The following is a 15,853-nucleotide window of genomic DNA, read 5'->3' as shown; positions in this document are numbered from 1 at the left end:
ACCCGCCCCCGCCACGCCCCCCGCACTACCCCGCCGTGCGCGGAATGCGCTTCTCCCAGCTCCGCCGGAACACCACCTCGTCGCCCTCCTGGCACACCACTTCGCTCGTCGTGATGAAGTCCTGGGCATCGCAGGTGATCTCGGAGCGGGTCCGCACCCGGGCGTCCCAGCCCGTCTCGGGGCGGTGCAGACGGATCGACCAGTCCGAGCGGGTGTGCGCCGACAGCGGGTCCGCCTCGTTGATCGTGTACGTCTCCAGCGCGTCCTCGCTGAACTCCAGGCCGTCCGGGTAGATCCGGGTGCCCCCGTACCTGGGATCCACCTCCAGACGCCAGTCGCCCTTCGCCACATCGCGTACGACAAGACGCTCCGGGCGCTCGTCCGGGTTCTCCGGGTAGACCACGCCGAGCGGTTCCGACTGCTCGGGCTCCTCGAAGGTGATGTCGTCCTCGGTGTGCGCGCGGACCGGGAGTTCCATGGTCGAGGCCGCCGGGTCCAGGATCCAGCCGTGCGCCGAGTCGGGCTGCGGCCAGATCCACGGCCAGTACGCCGACGAGACCGAGAGGCGGATGCGGTGGCCGGGCGGGAAGGTGTGGCCGATGCCGTTCAGCTCGAAGGTGAGCGACTCGGTGGTGCCCGGCTCCCACGGGTCCGACCGGTCCCGGCCGTGGCGGGCCGAGAAGTTGAGCGCGCCCCGGGTGACCAGGGTGGACGAGCCGTCAGGTGCGACATCGCAGAGCCGGGCGACGACCTGTCCTGTGGGGACGTCCGAGCGCACCGAGAGGTGCACCTTCGCGCGGCCCAGGATCTCGATGGCGGCCTGGCGGACCGGGAATTCGAAGCAGACGGACTTCGCGTCCTCGTCCCGCTGGTCGGGCGGCAGATCGGAGTCGTTGCCGAACGGGAAGAACCGCCCGGCGTCCAGACCGGTCTGCATCGGCGACCTGACCTCCATCGGGTCGCCCTGGAGCGCGTACGACACCGGTGTGACGTGCGGCGAGGGCCAGGCCGTGTCACCGACCCAGCGGCCGGGCAGCTCCGGGTAGACGGTGGCCGGCGGGTGCGACTCGCTGATCCACGAGCGCAGCAGCGGCTCGTCCATCACCCCGTTGTCCTCGCCCTTCAGATGGTGGTCCCACCAGCGCAGGGTCTCCTGGAGGAAGCCGATCGCCGGTCCCGGCGGCAGCCCCCGGTCCGGGTACTGGTGCGACCACGGGCCGATCAGCCCCCGCACCCGCGACGGGTCCAGATTCCCGACCAGCCGCAGGGCGGTGTCCCGGTACGGGTCGTGCCAGCCGCCGACGGTCAGGACGGCCGCCTTGATGGCCGGGTAGTCCTCGCAGACGCTGCCGTGCTTCCAGTAGTCGTCGCGCGTCTGGTGGGCGAGCCAGGTGTGGATGAACGGTTCCACGGCCTCAAGACGGCTCAGCCACATGTCCCGCCAGACCGAACCGACCTGCGCCGGGTCCGGCGGCCGCGACACGAAGGCGAGCATCGTGGCCGCCCAGGCGTGCATGTCGACGGCGAGCACCGAGCCGCCCATGTAGTGGACGTCGTTGTCGTAGCGGTCGTCGGCGGAGCAGACGGTGACGATGGCCTTGAGCGGCTCGGGGGCGAGGGCCGCGATCTGGAGCGAGTTGAAGCCGCCCCAGGAGATGCCGAACATCCCGACCTTGCCGGTGCACCAGTCCTGCCGGGCCAGCCAGTTCACCACCTCGGCCCCGTCGGCCAGCTCCTGGGCGTCGTACTCGTCACCGGGCATCCCGGTCGAGTTGCCGTGGCCGCGCACATCCACCCGGACGGAGGCGTATCCGTGGCCCGCGTACCAGGGGTGCCGCTGCGAGTCCCGCGGCGCCGTCCAGTCGCTCAGACGGTACGGAAGGTATTCGAGCAGGGCGGGGACCGGTTCGGCCGCGTCGACCGGACGCCAGATCCTGGCGTACAGCTGCGTGCCGTCCGGGAGCGGGATCCAGACGTCCTCGCGGCGCGTCTCGTACGGGAATTCGGTGCGGATTCGAGCCACGGCAGGCGCTCCTCAGTGGACGGGGTGCATGGTGCGTTTGAGCCAGGGGGCGGCGGCGACGACCGCGAGCCCGGCGACGACGGCGATGGCGCCGTTGACGCCGAAGTACGCCGGGTCGGAGACCTCGCCGTACAGCTTCACGATCTGCGCCTGGATGCCGTTGGCGAGGGCAAGGGACAGGAACCAGAGCGCCATCGTCTGGCTGGCGAAGGCGGCGGGCGCGAGCTTGGTGGTGGCGGACATGCCGGAGGTCTCGACGAGGATGTCGCCGAGGCCGAGCAGCGCGTACGAGCCGACGATCCACCAGACGGACATCAGCCAGTCGCTGCCGGTACGGCCGGACGTGGCGGGGACCATGATCAGGAAGGAGAGGCCGCCGAGGATGGTACCGATGGCGATCTTGTTGGAGGCGTGCGGCTGGCGCTTGCCCATCCGGACCCAGACGGCCGCGACCACGGGGGCCAGCGCCACCTCGAAGGCGCCCAGCGCCGACGCGTACCAGCTGGCGGGGAAGTGGTAGCCGAAGATCTCCGTCCTGGCGTTGGTCGACGCGAGCAGGATCATCGTCGAGTACGCCTGGAAGAGGATGAAGTTGAAGACCACCGAGGCGAGGAACAGCACGATGTAGGGGCGCAGATGCCCCCGTTCGGCCTTGGTCACCCGCGGGCTGCGGAACATCACGGTGAAGAAGACGATCGGCGCGAGCACCGAGATGATGGTCAGCGCGTCGACGGTGCGGTCCAGCGTCAGCCAGCCGGAGAGCCCGAGGATCACGGCGATCACGGCGACGGCGAGCGCCCCGCCGATGATCATCCTCACCGCGCGGCGCATCGCGGCCGGCGGCAGCGCCTGCTCGGCGCGGTCGGTGCGGCCCGCGATGGTGCGGCGCCCCAGGACGTACTGGATCAGACCCAGCGTCATACCGACGGCGGCGGCCGAGAAGCCCCAGTGCCAGCCCTTGTGGTCACCGAGCCAGCCGGTGATCAGCGGGCCGAGGAAGGCGCCGATGTTGATGCACATGTAGTACAGGGCGAAACCGGCGTCGCGGCGCTGGTCCTCGGTGCGGTACAGCTTGCCGACCAGCGTGGCGACGTTCGGCTTCAGCAGCCCCGTACCGAGCGAGATGAGCCCCAGGCCGACCCAGGTCATGGAGGCCGTCGGGACCGCCATCGAGTAGTGGCCGAGTGCGATGAGGATGCCGCCGCCGAGGACCGCGCGGTACGAACCGAGGATGCGGTCGGCCAGCCAGCCGCCCGCCACCGAGACCAGATAGACCAGGGTGCCGTAAGCGGCGGAGATGGACGCCGCCGCTCCCGGCGACATGCCGAGGCCGTCCTGGTCGACCGCAGCCGTGAAGTACAGGACGAGGATGGCCTGCATCCCGAGGAACGAGAACCGCTCCCAGATCTCCAGGCCCGACAGGGTTGCCAGACCGCGTGGCTGGCCGAAGAACGAATGGTCTTGGCCCGGCTCCGGCGGGGGCTGGGACGGTGCTGCCAGTCCCGGCTGCGGCTCTGTTCCGGACAAAGGTACTGCTCCAATTCAAATCGAGTTGTTTTGAACATACCGGTCACCTTCGGTATGTGCTCGGGGTGGGCGGGCAGGCGCTCATGGTGATCGAAAGAGGACCGGATACGCTGACTTGGTGCGGACAGCGACACATCGACAATCCGTGTGATCGTCAGCAGACAGGAGATCCCCTCGTGACCGTCGTCGAGCCATTCGGGCTGAACGTGCGGGACCAGGCACTTGAGGCCGATGTCCAGGCCGGATTGGCGGCTGTCGAGGCCGGGCTGCTCGATGCCACCAAGAGCGAGGTCCCTTTCATCACGGAGGCCGCGCAGCATCTTGTACGGGCCGGGGGCAAGCGCTTTCGTCCGCTCCTTGTGATGCTCGCTGCCCAGTTCGGTGACCCTTATGCACCCGGGGTCGTACCTTCTGCCGTTGTGGTCGAATTGACCCACCTGGCCACGCTTTACCACGACGACGTGATGGACGAGGCGGAAGTACGCCGAGGGGTGGACAGCGCCAACAAGCGCTGGGACAACTCGGTCGCGGTCCTGACCGGCGACTTCCTCTTCGCGCGCGCTTCGCACATCCTGGCCGACCTGGGCCCGGAGGCCGTACGCATCCAGGCGGAGGCGTTCGAACGCCTCGTCACCGGCCAGATCCTGGAGACCGCGGGCCCGCGCGACGGCCGCGACCCGGTCGGCCACTACCTCGACGTCATCGCGGGCAAGACGGGCTCCCTGATCGCCGTCTCCGGACGGTTCGGCGCGATGATGTCCGGCGCCGACGAGAGCGTGGTGAACATCCTCACGCAGTACGGTGAGCGGCTCGGCACCGCGTTCCAGCTGGCCGACGACGTACTGGACATCGCGAGCGACAGCCACGAGTCCGGCAAGACCCCGGGTACGGACCTGCGTGAGGGCATCCCCACACTGCCGGTGCTGCGGCTGCGCGCCCAGGCCGCCGAGCACGGCCGTCCGGACGATCTCGCCCTGGTCGAGCTGCTGTCGGGTGACCTGACGGACGACGCCCGGCACGCCGAGGCGCTGCGGCTGATGCGGGCGCACCCGGCCCTGGAGCAGGTCCGTCAGGACACCGTGCGGTACGCGGAGGAGGCACGCGCCTCCCTGGCGCCGCTGCCGGAGTGCTTCGCGAAGACCGCCCTTGAGGAGCTGTGCGGCGCGGTGGTCCACCGCGTGGGGTGAGGTGCCAGGTGGAGGCGGGCCGGCTGCCGGGCTGTTGGCCCGGTGGCCTGTTGCCGGACTTTTCGACCTGCTGACGTGCTGACCTGCTGACGTGCTGACCTGTTGACTTGCTGACCCGTTGACCTGCTGACCCGTTTGCCGGGACCCGTGCCGCGTACCTGCGGACGGGTCCTTCTTCTTGGGCTTCTCCTTCTTCTCCGGCTCGTTGGGCAGATCCGGTCCGCTCGTTGGGCCGGTCGCGCGGGCCGGGTCCTTCGGACGGGTGGCCCTCCCCGGACGGCCGCTTCCCCTACGGGGCGGACCAGCTGCCGGTGCCGCCTGTCATACCGCAGTACTAGGCGGAGTTGCTCCCGGGGTCTGACGCGTACGCCCCGGGAATTTGGTGAGATGGACTGCACCACACCCCACCAATTCGGGTGAGAATGGCGGCGCGGGGTGGACGAGCGCAACCGTACGGATCGCCGCCGATCACGGAGGTAGGGCACACATGGCACCGAACGACAGTGCACAGGGCACCGGGGAGGCCGGGACGTCCGGGACTTCCGCCGCGGGCCGGCGGAAGGCGGCGCGTTATCTGGTCCCGGTCGGAGTGGCGGGGGTGGCGGCGGCGACGATCGGTCTCGTGCCGGCGCTCGCCAGCTCGGGCGACCCCAGCCTGCCGAAGATCTCGGCGCAGCAGCTCATCCAGAAGATGGCCTCATCGGACACCCAGCAGCTGTCCGGCACGGTGAAGGTCAGCTCGGACCTGGGCATCCCGTCACTGGGCGGTCTGGCCGGGTCCCTCGGCGGGGGCGCGCTCAGCGGTGGCGGCGGCAGCGGTGGCAAGGGCGGGTCGAGTGCGGCGCCCGACTCCAAGCTGATGGAACTGGCCTCGGGTACGCACACCCTGCGGGTGGCCGCCGACGGCCCCGACAAGCAGCGGGTGTCCATCCTGGACAACGCCGCCGAGTACAGCCTGATCCACAACGACCGGCAGGTCTGGGCGTACGACAGCCAGTCGAACCAGGTCTACCACTCGAAGACCGGTGCCTCGGCGGACGCCCGGCAGGGCCGTACCGACAAGCTCCCGGCCACTCCGAAGGACTTCGCCGAGCAGACGCTGAAGGCCGTCGGCCCGACGACCTCGGTGAGCGTCGACGGCACGGAGCAGGTGGCGGGCCGCGACGCGTACCAGCTGCTCATCAAGCCGAAGCAGTCCGGTTCCACGATCGGTTCGGTCCGGGTCGCGGTGGACTCGAAGACCGGCACCCCGCTGAAGTTCACGCTCACGCCGAGCAGCGGTGGCAAGGCCGCCATCGACGTGGGATTCACCAAGGTCGACTTCGGCAAGCCCGCGGCCTCCACCTTCTCCTTCACTCCGCCCAAGGGCGCGAAGGTGACGGAGGGCGCCGCCCCGAAGGCCGGTACGCACAAGGCTCCCAAGGGCATGCACACGGCCCCGAAGGACCTGAAGTCCGCATCACCCGAGGACTTCAAGGGCCTGAACATCATCGGCAAGGGCTGGACGTCGGTGGCCAGGATCGACACCGGCAGCGGCAAGGGCATCGGCGCGATGGGCAGCTCCGCGCAGAAGAGCGGCGGCCCGGTGGACGCGCAGAAGTTCCTCAGCTCGCTGGGGGACAGGGTGACGGGCTCGTTCGGCTCGGGCACCGTGTTCCACACCCGGCTGGTGAACGCGCTGATGACGGATGACGGGAAGGTCTTCGTCGGCACGGTCGACAAGGGCGCACTGATCAAGGCGGCCGACGCGGCCAAGTAGGAACGGACGCGGCCAAGCAGGAACGGACGCGGCCAAGGCGGAACGGTGGCGGGTCCGGCCGGCTCTCAGGAGCCCGTCCGGACCCGTCCGGCTGTCCGGGCGGGCCGAGTTCCGGGCCGGCCGAGCCCCGGGGCGAAGCGCTCCGGGCCATCCGCGTCCCGTTAGCCTGGACCGCACGGTGCGCCGAACGACGGGACCATCGCCATGCCTGAAGCCGTCATCGAAACCCACGCCCTGACCAAACGCTTCCGCGGCGGCCAACTCGCGGTGAACCGCCTGGACCTCACCGTCCCGCGCGGCAGCGTCTTCGGCTTCCTCGGGCCCAACGGCTCCGGCAAGACCACCACCATCCGGATGCTCCTCGGCCTCATCGCCCCGACCTCCGGCACCGCGAGCCTGCTCGGACAGCCGATGCCGCGCGCCGCCCGCAGCGTGCTGCCGAGCGTCGGCGCGCTCATCGAGGGCCCCGCGCTGTACGGGTTCCTCTCCGGCCGCGACAATCTGCTGCGCTACGACTCCGCCGACCCGCAGGCCGACCCCCGCACCCGGCGCGCCCGCGTCGACGCCGCTCTCGAACGGGTCGGGCTCGCCCACGCGTCCACCAAGAAGGCGAAGGCGTACTCGCTCGGCATGAAGCAGCGGCTCGGCCTCGCCTCGGCCCTGCTCCAGCCGCGCGGACTGCTCGTACTGGACGAGCCGACGAACGGGCTCGACCCGCAGGGGATGCGGGAGATCAGAACCCTGGTCAGGGAGCTGGCGGAGGACGGCACCACGGTCTTCCTCTCCTCCCATCTCCTGGACGAGATCGAACAGGTCTGCACCCACGCGGCCGTGATGGCCCGGGGCACGCTGCTCACCCAGGGCCGGGTCGCGGATCTCGCGACCCGCGGCCGCCTCGCCGTCGGCACGCCGGACCCGGCCGTGGCCGCCCGCGTACTCGAGGAGCTGGGCGTCGCCGACGTGGAGGTGAGCGGGGACCGGGTGACCGGTGACATCCCGTCGGCCGAAACCGACGTGGCGGACCTCAACACCGCTCTTGTACGGGAAGGCGTCCGGGTCAGGTCCTTCGGCGTCGAACGGGCCTCCCTGGAGGACGCCTTCGTCGCACTCACCGGAGAGGGTTTCGATGTCGCAGGCTGAGACGTCCCGGCAGGAGACGCAGCAGGGACCGGCAGCACCGCAGGGGGCGGCACCGCGGGAATCGGCAGGGCAGGCCCCGTCACGGCAGGCCCCGGCACCGCAGGGTGGCGGGCTGCAGCAGTCCGCCGAACCAGGGGCACCGCGCGTCGCGCTGTACCCGCGCCGTCAGCTCGGCCTCTTCCGTTCCGAGCTGACCGTCACCTTCCGCCGCTGGCGCACCCTCGCTCTGCTCGCCGTACTGGCGGCGGTCCCGGTCCTCATCGGTATCGCCGTCAAGCTGGAGACGGACCACGGTTCCACGGCGCGCGACCCCAGCGGCAACGGCCCCGCCTTCCTCACGGACATCACCAACAATGGTCTGTTCCTGGTCTTCGCGGCGCTCGCCGCGACCCTCCCGGTCTTCCTCCCGATGGCGATCGGAGTCATCGCGGGGGATTCCGTGGCGGGCGAGGCCAGCGCGGGGACGCTCCGCTATCTGCTGGTCGCCCCGGCCGGCCGGACCCGGCTGCTGCTCGCCAAGTTCGTCTGCGCCGTGGCGTTCTGCCTGGCGGCGACCCTGGTCGTGGCGGCCTCCGCGCTGGTGGTGGGGGCGCTGCTCTTCCCGCTCGGCGATGTCACGACGATCTCGGGGACCCAGGTCTCGTTCGCCGACGGTCTCGGCCGGGCGGCGCTGATCTCGGCCGTCGTCGCCGCCTCACTCGTCGGAGTCGCGGCCGTCGGCTTGTTCGTCTCCACCCTCACCAGCAGCGGAATCGCGGCGATGGCGACGACGGTCGGCCTGGTGATCACGGTGCAGATCCTGGACGGGATCCCACAGTTGCACGCCATCCAGCCGTATCTGTTCCCGCACTACTGGCTGTCCTTCGCGGACCTGCTGCGCGCGCCGGTCTACTGGGACGAGATCGTCAAGAACCTCGGCCTGCAGGGCCTGTACGCCGTGGTGTTCGGCTCGGCGGCCTGGGCGCGGTTCACCACGAAGGACATCGCGGCTTGAGCAGGAAAGCGCGGGAGCGGGAAGAAGGCCCCGGCGGCAAGTGAAAGCCCCCGCGGCAAGTGAAGGCCCCCGCGGAAAAGAAAGCCCCCGCGGAAAAAGAAAGGGAGGGTACGTGTCGTACCGAGAAGCCGTCCCCCGACGCGGCTCGACACGACACGTACCGTTTCCCCACCCGTATTCTCGGATGTCCACCTTCCGCTGTCAAGACGCTACGTATCGTCCCCGGCCGTGACCGGGGAACAGGCGCAGGTGAATAGACTCAAGCGGTGAACCTCACACCCAATCCCGCGCGCCGGAGCGAGAAATCACAGCAGGCGATTCTCGCGGCCGCCCTCGCGCTCTGTGCCGAGCGGGGGTACGCCCGCGTCACGATCGAGGCGATCGCCGCCCGTGCCGGTGTGAGCAAGAAGACGATCTACCGCTGGTGGCCGTCCAAGGGCGCCCTGCTGCTCGAAGCACTGGACCACGCGGTCATCCGGACCCGCCCGTTCCCCGATACCGGCGACCTCGCCGCCGATCTGCACTCCCAGATGACCGGAGTGGTGCGACTCCTCGCGCATCCGCCGCTCGGCCCCGCGTACGCCGGGATCCTCACCGAGATCCAGTTCGACGACGAACTAGCCAGGACCGTGCAGGAGCAGTTCATCGATCCGCGGGTCAAGGGCGCGACGGGCCGGCTGCGCAGCGCCCAGGAGCAGGGCGTGCTCCCCGTGGACGCCGACCTCAACCTGGCGGTGGAGCTGCTCTACGGGCCGCTCTACTACCGGCATTGCCTGCGCAGGCGTCCGTATGACCCGGAGGAGATCACCCGGCTGATCGCCCATGTCCTGAAGGCGCTGGGCGGCTGAGAGCGGGAACGGAACGCGGGGCCGGACGACGGTTCCAGCCGGGCAGCAGCCCCGGCAGCCCCGGCGTCAGGCAGCCCCGGCGTCAGGCAGCCCCGGCGTCAGGTCAGCCCCGGCCGCCCCCGCCGGCCAGGTCAGCCCCGCCGCCCCGGCAGCCAGGCCGGTCGGCTCGGCTCGGTTCAGGGCCGGTCAGGCGGTGGGCCCGGTGGCCGTCGGCTCATTGGCTGCCGGACCTGCGGCGTCCGGCCCGCCGGCCGGTCCGCGTGCGTCTCCGGGCTCCTGTCCGCGGACCTGCTCCCGCTCCCGTACCTGCTCGCGCTCCCGTGCCTCAGCCATCAGTTGCGCCGCACGTGCCCTTGTCCGGTGCGCGTTCCGCAGGGCGTCCCAGGTCAGGAGCGTCAGCGCCAGCCACACCAGCGCGAAGCCCGCCCATCGCTCCGGCGGCATCGCCTCGTGGAAGTACAGGATGCCCAGACCGAACTGGAAGACCGGCGTCAGGTACTGGAGCAGCCCCAGTGTCGAGAGCGGTACGCGGATCGCCGCCGCGCCGAAGAGGACCAGCGGGATCGCGGTCACCAGGCCGGCCGACGCGAGGAGCGCTCCGTGGGCGGGGGAGCCGAACGTGGACTCGCCGCGCGCGGTGAGGAACATCAGATACGCCAGCGCCGGCAGAAACTGCACCGCCGTCTCCGCCGTGAGCGACTCCAGGCCGCCGAGATTCACCTTCTTCTTGACCAGCCCGTACGTCGCGAAGGAGAAGGCCAGCATCAGTGAGATCCATGGCGGCTTGCCGTAGCCGACGGCCAGGACCAGCACGGCCACCACGCCGGTGGCGACTGCGGCCCACTGGGCGGGGCGCAGCCGTTCACCGAGCAGCACGACACCCATCGCGATGGTGACCAGCGGATTGATGAAGTAACCGAGCGAGGCCTCGACGACCTGGCCGTCGTTCACGGCCCAGATGTAGCCGCCCCAGTTGACGCTGATGACCAACGCCGCGATGGCCACGAGCCCCAGCCTGCGAGGCGTACGGACCAGCTCGCCGATCCAGGCCCAGCGCCGCATCACGAGCAGCGCGATCAGGACGACGCCCAGGGACCACACCATGCGGTGGGCGAGGATCTCCATGGCGCCGGACGGTTCGAGCAGCGGCCAGAACATCGGGACGAGCCCCCACAGCACGTACGCCGCAGCGCCGTTCAGGAATCCTGCCCGCTGCTCACTGGTGCCCTTCACGGGCCCTCCCCCTGAATTTCGTCCGACACCCGCCGACGGCATGAGGCGTACGGAGTGAAGGTAACGGGAGGAGGGCCCGGCTGTCATGCCCGTGGCGGGAAACGGTCATGACAGCCGTACGGTCATGACAGCCGTACGGCCGTGACCGTCTACGTCGCGCCGGCTTTTACAGCCACGTCGGCTGCACGGTCACGCCGGTGCGTTCACGGTCACGCCAGCGCGGCTGCGATGGAGGCGGCGATCGGGGTGGTGGGGCGCCCCGTCAGCCGGGCCAGGTCGCCGCTCGTGGCGGCCAGCAGACCGCGCTCGATGGCCGCGTCCACGTCCGCGAGGATCGCCGCGAACGCCTCCGGCAGACCGGCGCCGACCAGGATCTCCTGGTGTGTGGCCGCCGGGACGTTGCGGTACTCGATCTCCTTGCCGGAGACCTTCGCGACCTCGGCCGCGTACTCGGCGAAGGACCAGGCGACGTCGCCGCTCAGCTCGTAGACCTTGCCGAGGTGGCCGTCCGACACGAGGACGGCGGCTGCTGCTGCCGCGTAGTCCGCACGGGCGGCCGACGCGACCCGGCCGTCGCCCGCATTGGCGACGACGGCGCCGTGTTCGAGGACCGGCGCGAGGTTCCCGGTGTAGTTCTCGTTGTACCAGCCGTTGCGCAGGAAGGTGTACGGAAGCCCGGAGTCCAGGATCAGCTGCTCGGTCACCTTGTGCTCGGCGGCCAGCTGGAAGTCGGCGTCGGGGCCGCCGAGTATTCCCGTGTACGCGAGCTGCGCGACGCCCGCCGCCTTCGCCGCACCGATGACCGCGGTGTGCTGCGGCACGCGCCGGCCGACCTCGCTTCCGGAGATGAGGAGCACGCGCTCGCCCGGGCGGAACGCCCCGTCGAGACTCGCCGGGTCGTTGTAGTCGGCGACGCGCAGCTCGACGCCGCGCGCCGCCAGGCCGGCGGCCTTCTCCTTGCTGCGGACGACGGCGGCGACCTGGGCCGCGGAGACCCTGCCGAGCAGCTCATCGATGACGAGGCGGCCGAGTGCCCCGGTGGCTCCGGTGACGACGATGCTCATGAGGTGATGCTCCCTGTGGTTCGGGTGGTGAGGGCGGTTCGGGTGGTGAAGGTGGTTCGGGTTTTTGCTTGGTGTGTGTGGTGTGTGTGGTTTATGTGGTTCCACGTCCCACGGAGCTCACCCTACGGCTGGTACTAACTATGGGAAAGTACCCACTTTGAAGTAAGGTACTGGTATGGATGTAAGTGAAGTGGTGGGAGCCCCGGCTGGCAGGCCGGCGAGTGTGAGTGACATGGCGGCGGCCCGGGCCGAGCCCGACGTCAACCGGGCGATATGCCCCTCGCGCCTGATCCTGGAGCATGTCACCAGCCGGTGGGGTGTTCTCGTCCTCGCCGCCCTCCTGGAGCGGTCGTACCGCTTCAGTGAGCTGCGCCGGCAGGTGGGCGGGGTCAGCGAGAAGATGCTCGCCCAGACGCTGCAGACGCTGGAGCGGGACGGTTTCGTGGACCGTGACGCCAAACCGGTCATCCCGCCGCGCGTGGACTACTCGCTCACGCCGCTCGGCAAGGAGGCCGCCGAGCAGGTGTGGGGGCTCGCCCGGTGGACCGAGCAGCGGATCGACCAGGTGTTCACGGCGCGCGAGGCATACGACAGGGCCCGGTCCTGACGCAGCAGAACCGGGCCCGGGGCGGCGTCCGTTGACGCCTGATCCGTGCTCAAGCCGTCAACTCGTGCTCAAGCCGTCAATTCGTGTCAGCCTGCGACGGTCCAGGTGTCGTTGCCGGCGAGCAGGGCGCCGAGGTCGCCCTTGCCGTGCTGTTCGACGGCTGTTTCGAGCTGGGTGTTCATCAGGGTGTCGTAGACGGGCCGTTGGACGTCCCGGAGCACGCCGATGGGGGTGTGGTGGAGGGTGTCGGGGTCGGCGAGGCGGGAGAGGGCGAAGGCAGTCGTCGGTGACGTGGCCTGCGCGTCATGGACCAGGATCCGTGACTCGTTCTCCGGGGTGACGTCCACGATTTCGAGGTCGCCGGTGGTGTGGTCGCGGATGACGCCCTTGGGGGCTTCGGGGGTGCCGAAGCGGATGGGCTGCCCGTGTTCCAGGCGGATGACGGCCTCTTGGGCCTGTTCACGGTCCTTGAGGGCGTCGAAGGCACCGTCGTTGAAGATATTGCAGTTCTGGTAGATCTCGACCAGCGCCGTCCCGGGATGGTCGGCCGCCGCGCGCAGCACGCTCGTGAGGTGTTTGCGGTCGGAGTCCACTGTGCGTGCGACGAAGGACGCTTCGGCGCCGATGGCCAGCGAGACCGGGTTGAACGGCGAGTCGAGCGAGCCCATCGGCGTCGACTTGGTGATCTTCCCGACCTCGGACGTCGGCGAGTACTGGCCTTTGGTCAGCCCGTAGATCCGGTTGTTGAAGAGGAGGATCTTGAGGTTGACGTTGCGGCGCAGGGCGTGGATGAGGTGGTTGCCGCCGATGGAGAGGGCGTCGCCGTCGCCGGTGACGACCCAGACGGACAGGTCACGGCGCGAGGTGGCGAGGCCGGTGGCGATCGCGGGGGCGCGGCCGTGGATGGAGTGCATCCCGTACGTGTTCATGTAGTACGGGAAGCGGGAGGAGCAGCCGATGCCGGAGATGAAGACGATGTTCTCTTTGGCCAGGCCGAGTTCGGGCATGAAGCCCTGTACGGCGGCGAGGACGGCGTAGTCGCCGCAGCCGGGGCACCAGCGGACTTCCTGGTCGGACTTGAAGTCCTTCATGGACTGCTTCGCCTCGGCCTTGGGCACCAGGTTCAGGAGTTCGTTGGTGTCAGGCATCGATGGCCTCCTTGAGTGCCGTCGCGAGCTGTTCCGCCTTGAACGGCATGCCGTTGACCTGGTTGTAGGAGACGGCGTCCACGAGGTATTTCGCCCGGACGAGAAGGGCGAGCTGGCCGAGGTTCATCTCCGGGATCACGATCTTGTCGTAACCCTTCAGGATCTCGCCGAGGTTGGCGGGGAAGGGGTTGAGGTGGCGCAGATGGGCCTGTGCGATCGGTACGCCGTCCCTGCGCAGCCGGCGCACCGCCGCAGTGATCGGCCCGTACGTCGATCCCCAGCCGAGGACCAGGGTGCGTGCGCCGTCCGGGTCGTCGACGTGCAGGTCCGGGACCTCGATGCCGTTGATCTTGGCCTGGCGGGTGCGGACCATGAAGTCGTGGTTGGCGGGGTCGTAGGAGATGTTCCCGGTGCCGTCCTGCTTCTCGATCCCGCCGATGCGGTGTTCGAGCCCGGGTGTGCCGGGCACCGCCCAGGGGCGGGCCAGGGTCTGCGGGTCGCGCTGGTACGGCCAGAACACCTCGGTGCCGTCGGCGAGCTGGTGGTTGGGCGCGGTCGCGAACTGCACGCGCAGGTCGGGCAGTTCGCCGACCTCGGGGATGCGCCAGGGCTCGGAGCCGTTGGCGAGGTAGCCGTCGGAGAGCAGGAAGACCGGCGTCCGGTACGTCACGGCGATCCGGGCGGCGTCCAGGGCGGCGTCGAAGCAGTCCGCGGGGGTTCTCGGTGCGATGACCGGGACGGGGGCTTCGCCGTTGCGGCCGAACATGGCCTGCAGGAGGTCGGCCTGTTCGGTTTTGGTGGGCAGGCCGGTGGAGGGGCCGCCGCGCTGGATCGCGACGACCAGCAGGGGTAGTTCGAGTGAGACGGCCAGGCCGATGGTCTCGGACTTGAGTGCCACGCCGGGGCCGGAGGTGGTGGTCACCGCGAGGGACCCGCCGAAGGAGGCGCCCAGGGCGGCGCCGATCGCGGCGATCTCGTCCTCGGCCTGGAAGGTCCGCACGCCGAAGTTCTTGTGCTTGGACAGCTCGTGCAGGATGTCGGATGCCGGGGTGATCGGGTACGAGCCGAGATACAGGGGCAGATCCGCCTGCCGGCCGGCGGCGACCAGCCCGTAGGACAGGGCCAGGTTTCCGCTGATGTTGCGGTAGGTCCCGGCCGGGAACGCGGTGGCGGCCGGCTCGACCTCGTACGAGACGGCGAAGTCCTCCGTCGTCTCACCGAAGTTCCAACCGGCCCGGAACGCGGCGACGTTCGCCTCCGCGATCTGCGGCTTCTTCGCGAACTTCGCCCGCAGGAACTGCTCCGTGTTCTCGGTGGGCCGGTGGTACATCCACGACAGCAGCCCCAGCGCGAACATGTTCTTGCTGCGCTCGGCCTCCTTGCGGGAGAGCCCGAACTCCTTGAGCGCCTCGATCGTCAGCGTCGTCAGTGGCACCGGGTGGACCTGGTAGGCCTCCAGGGAACCGTCGTCCAGGGGAGAAGTCAGGTAGCCGACCTTCGCCATCGGCCGCTTCGTGAACTCGTCGGTGTTCACGATGATGTCCGCGCCGCGTGGCACGTCGGCGATGTTGGCCTTGAGGGCGGCGGGGTTCATCGCTACGAGGACGTTGGGCGCGTCGCCGGGGGTGAGGATGTCGTGGTCGGCGAAGTGCAGCTGGAACGAGGAGACACCGGGCAGGGTGCCTGCGGGCGCGCGGATCTCGGCGGGGAAGTTCGGCAGCGTCGAGAGGTCGTTCCCGAACGACGCGGTCTCCGAAGTGAACCGGTCTCCCGTCAGCTGCATCCCGTCGCCCGAGTCACCCGCGAACCGGATGATCACCCGGCTCAGCCGGCGTACCTCCTTGGCGCCGCTGCCGTCTTCAGCTGTGCCGTATTCAGCTGTGCCGTCTTCAGCTGTGCCGTTCTCAACGCTGCTCTCGTCGACGGCGGCCTCTTCGAGGGTGCCCTCTTTGGTGCCCTCTTTGTCGATCAGGCCGGAGGCGTCGTTGTCGATCAGAAGGGCGCGTTGTTCCCCGACAACGGCCTCATCGGATCCGTCGGCCTGCTCGGCTGGGCTACTGACCTGGCTGGTCACTGAACTGGACCTCCCTCGGGCGGCTGCTCGGATGCGCCCGGCTGCCCGGGCACACCGGAACCCACCCTACGACGGTAAGGGTGGCCTTCCCTGGAAGGCTCATATGGCGGACGTCTTTTTGGGACATCGAATTGCCCGGGTTTAATGCCATAAGAACCGCCCCTCCGGCCCTTCGGTGTCATCAGGCGCTTGCGCTGGGTACTCATCCTTTGGATCTAGGTCCTGCCCGGGGCCGCACCCCGCGATACG

The 15,853-nt window shown here is 69.6% G+C and carries 12 protein-coding genes; 6 read left to right on the top strand and 6 right to left on the bottom strand.

Going from position 1 to position 15,853, the window contains the following annotated elements; all coding sequences use genetic code 11:
- Positions 1–25: 25 nt before the first annotated feature.
- Both OG210_RS10940 and OG210_RS10935 read right to left on the bottom strand, forming a co-directional pair.
- A complete protein-coding gene (locus OG210_RS10940) occupies positions 26–2,023 on the bottom strand; it encodes a CocE/NonD family hydrolase (RefSeq protein WP_328330093.1) in 1,998 nt (665 codons plus the stop codon).
- A 12-nt stretch (positions 2,024–2,035) separates the two neighbouring features.
- Entirely contained in the window at positions 2,036–3,550 is a 1,515-nt protein-coding gene (locus OG210_RS10935; protein ID WP_328330095.1) for an oligopeptide:H+ symporter, read from the bottom strand.
- A 176-nt stretch (positions 3,551–3,726) separates the two neighbouring features.
- On the opposite strand from OG210_RS10935, the gene OG210_RS10930 reads away from it, so the two are divergent.
- From OG210_RS10930 to OG210_RS10910, 5 genes are all read left to right on the top strand, one after another.
- Positions 3,727–4,737 carry a polyprenyl synthetase family protein gene (locus OG210_RS10930; protein ID WP_328330097.1) on the top strand — a complete coding sequence of 337 codons (1,011 nt, stop codon included), beginning with the start codon at positions 3,727–3,729 and terminating at the stop codon, positions 4,735–4,737.
- A gap of 487 nt (positions 4,738–5,224) precedes the next feature.
- Positions 5,225–6,496, top strand: a complete 1,272-nt coding sequence (locus OG210_RS10925) for an outer membrane lipoprotein carrier protein LolA (protein ID WP_371536015.1) — start codon at positions 5,225–5,227, stop codon at positions 6,494–6,496.
- A gap of 204 nt (positions 6,497–6,700) precedes the next feature.
- The gene (locus OG210_RS10920) at positions 6,701–7,636 is read left to right on the top strand and encodes an ATP-binding cassette domain-containing protein (RefSeq protein ID WP_371536012.1); all 936 of its coding nucleotides are present in this window, start codon (positions 6,701–6,703) and stop codon (positions 7,634–7,636) included.
- On the top strand, positions 7,623–8,630 hold the full coding sequence (locus tag OG210_RS10915; protein ID WP_371536009.1) for an ABC transporter permease: 1,008 nt from the start codon (positions 7,623–7,625) through the stop codon (positions 8,628–8,630). Before OG210_RS10920 ends, OG210_RS10915 begins: the two co-directional genes overlap by 14 nt.
- A gap of 266 nt (positions 8,631–8,896) precedes the next feature.
- Positions 8,897–9,478 (top strand): TetR/AcrR family transcriptional regulator, encoded by a 582-nt coding sequence (locus tag OG210_RS10910; RefSeq protein ID WP_328330105.1) that lies wholly within the window; start codon positions 8,897–8,899, stop codon positions 9,476–9,478.
- A gap of 186 nt (positions 9,479–9,664) precedes the next feature.
- Here OG210_RS10910 and rarD read toward each other — a convergent pair whose 3' ends face one another.
- Both rarD and OG210_RS10900 read right to left on the bottom strand, forming a co-directional pair.
- Positions 9,665–10,711 carry an EamA family transporter RarD gene (gene rarD, locus OG210_RS10905; protein WP_328330107.1) on the bottom strand — a complete coding sequence of 349 codons (1,047 nt, stop codon included), beginning with the start codon at positions 10,709–10,711 and terminating at the stop codon, positions 9,665–9,667.
- Between the two features lie 209 nt (positions 10,712–10,920).
- Positions 10,921–11,775, bottom strand: a complete 855-nt coding sequence (locus OG210_RS10900; protein ID WP_328330109.1) for an SDR family oxidoreductase — start codon at positions 11,773–11,775, stop codon at positions 10,921–10,923.
- A 232-nt stretch (positions 11,776–12,007) separates the two neighbouring features.
- Between OG210_RS10900 and OG210_RS10895 the strand changes: the two genes are divergently transcribed.
- Positions 12,008–12,382: a helix-turn-helix domain-containing protein gene (locus OG210_RS10895; RefSeq protein ID WP_328335570.1), complete on the top strand. Its 375-nt coding sequence runs from the start codon at positions 12,008–12,010 to the stop codon at positions 12,380–12,382.
- A gap of 86 nt (positions 12,383–12,468) precedes the next feature.
- On the opposite strand, the gene OG210_RS10890 is transcribed toward OG210_RS10895, so the two are convergent.
- Positions 12,469–13,530: a 2-oxoacid:ferredoxin oxidoreductase subunit beta gene (locus OG210_RS10890; RefSeq protein ID WP_328330111.1), complete on the bottom strand. Its 1,062-nt coding sequence runs from the start codon at positions 13,528–13,530 to the stop codon at positions 12,469–12,471.
- Positions 13,523–15,604 carry a 2-oxoacid:acceptor oxidoreductase subunit alpha gene (locus OG210_RS10885; protein ID WP_371536003.1) on the bottom strand — a complete coding sequence of 694 codons (2,082 nt, stop codon included), beginning with the start codon at positions 15,602–15,604 and terminating at the stop codon, positions 13,523–13,525. Before OG210_RS10885 ends, OG210_RS10890 begins: the two co-directional genes overlap by 8 nt.
- Between the last annotated feature and the right edge of the window lie 249 nt (positions 15,605–15,853).

The organism is Streptomyces sp. NBC_00466 (assembly GCF_041433995.1).
GTDB lineage: Bacteria > Actinomycetota > Actinomycetes > Streptomycetales > Streptomycetaceae > Streptomyces.
This window is presented reverse-complemented; position numbering and strand designations above follow the sequence as displayed.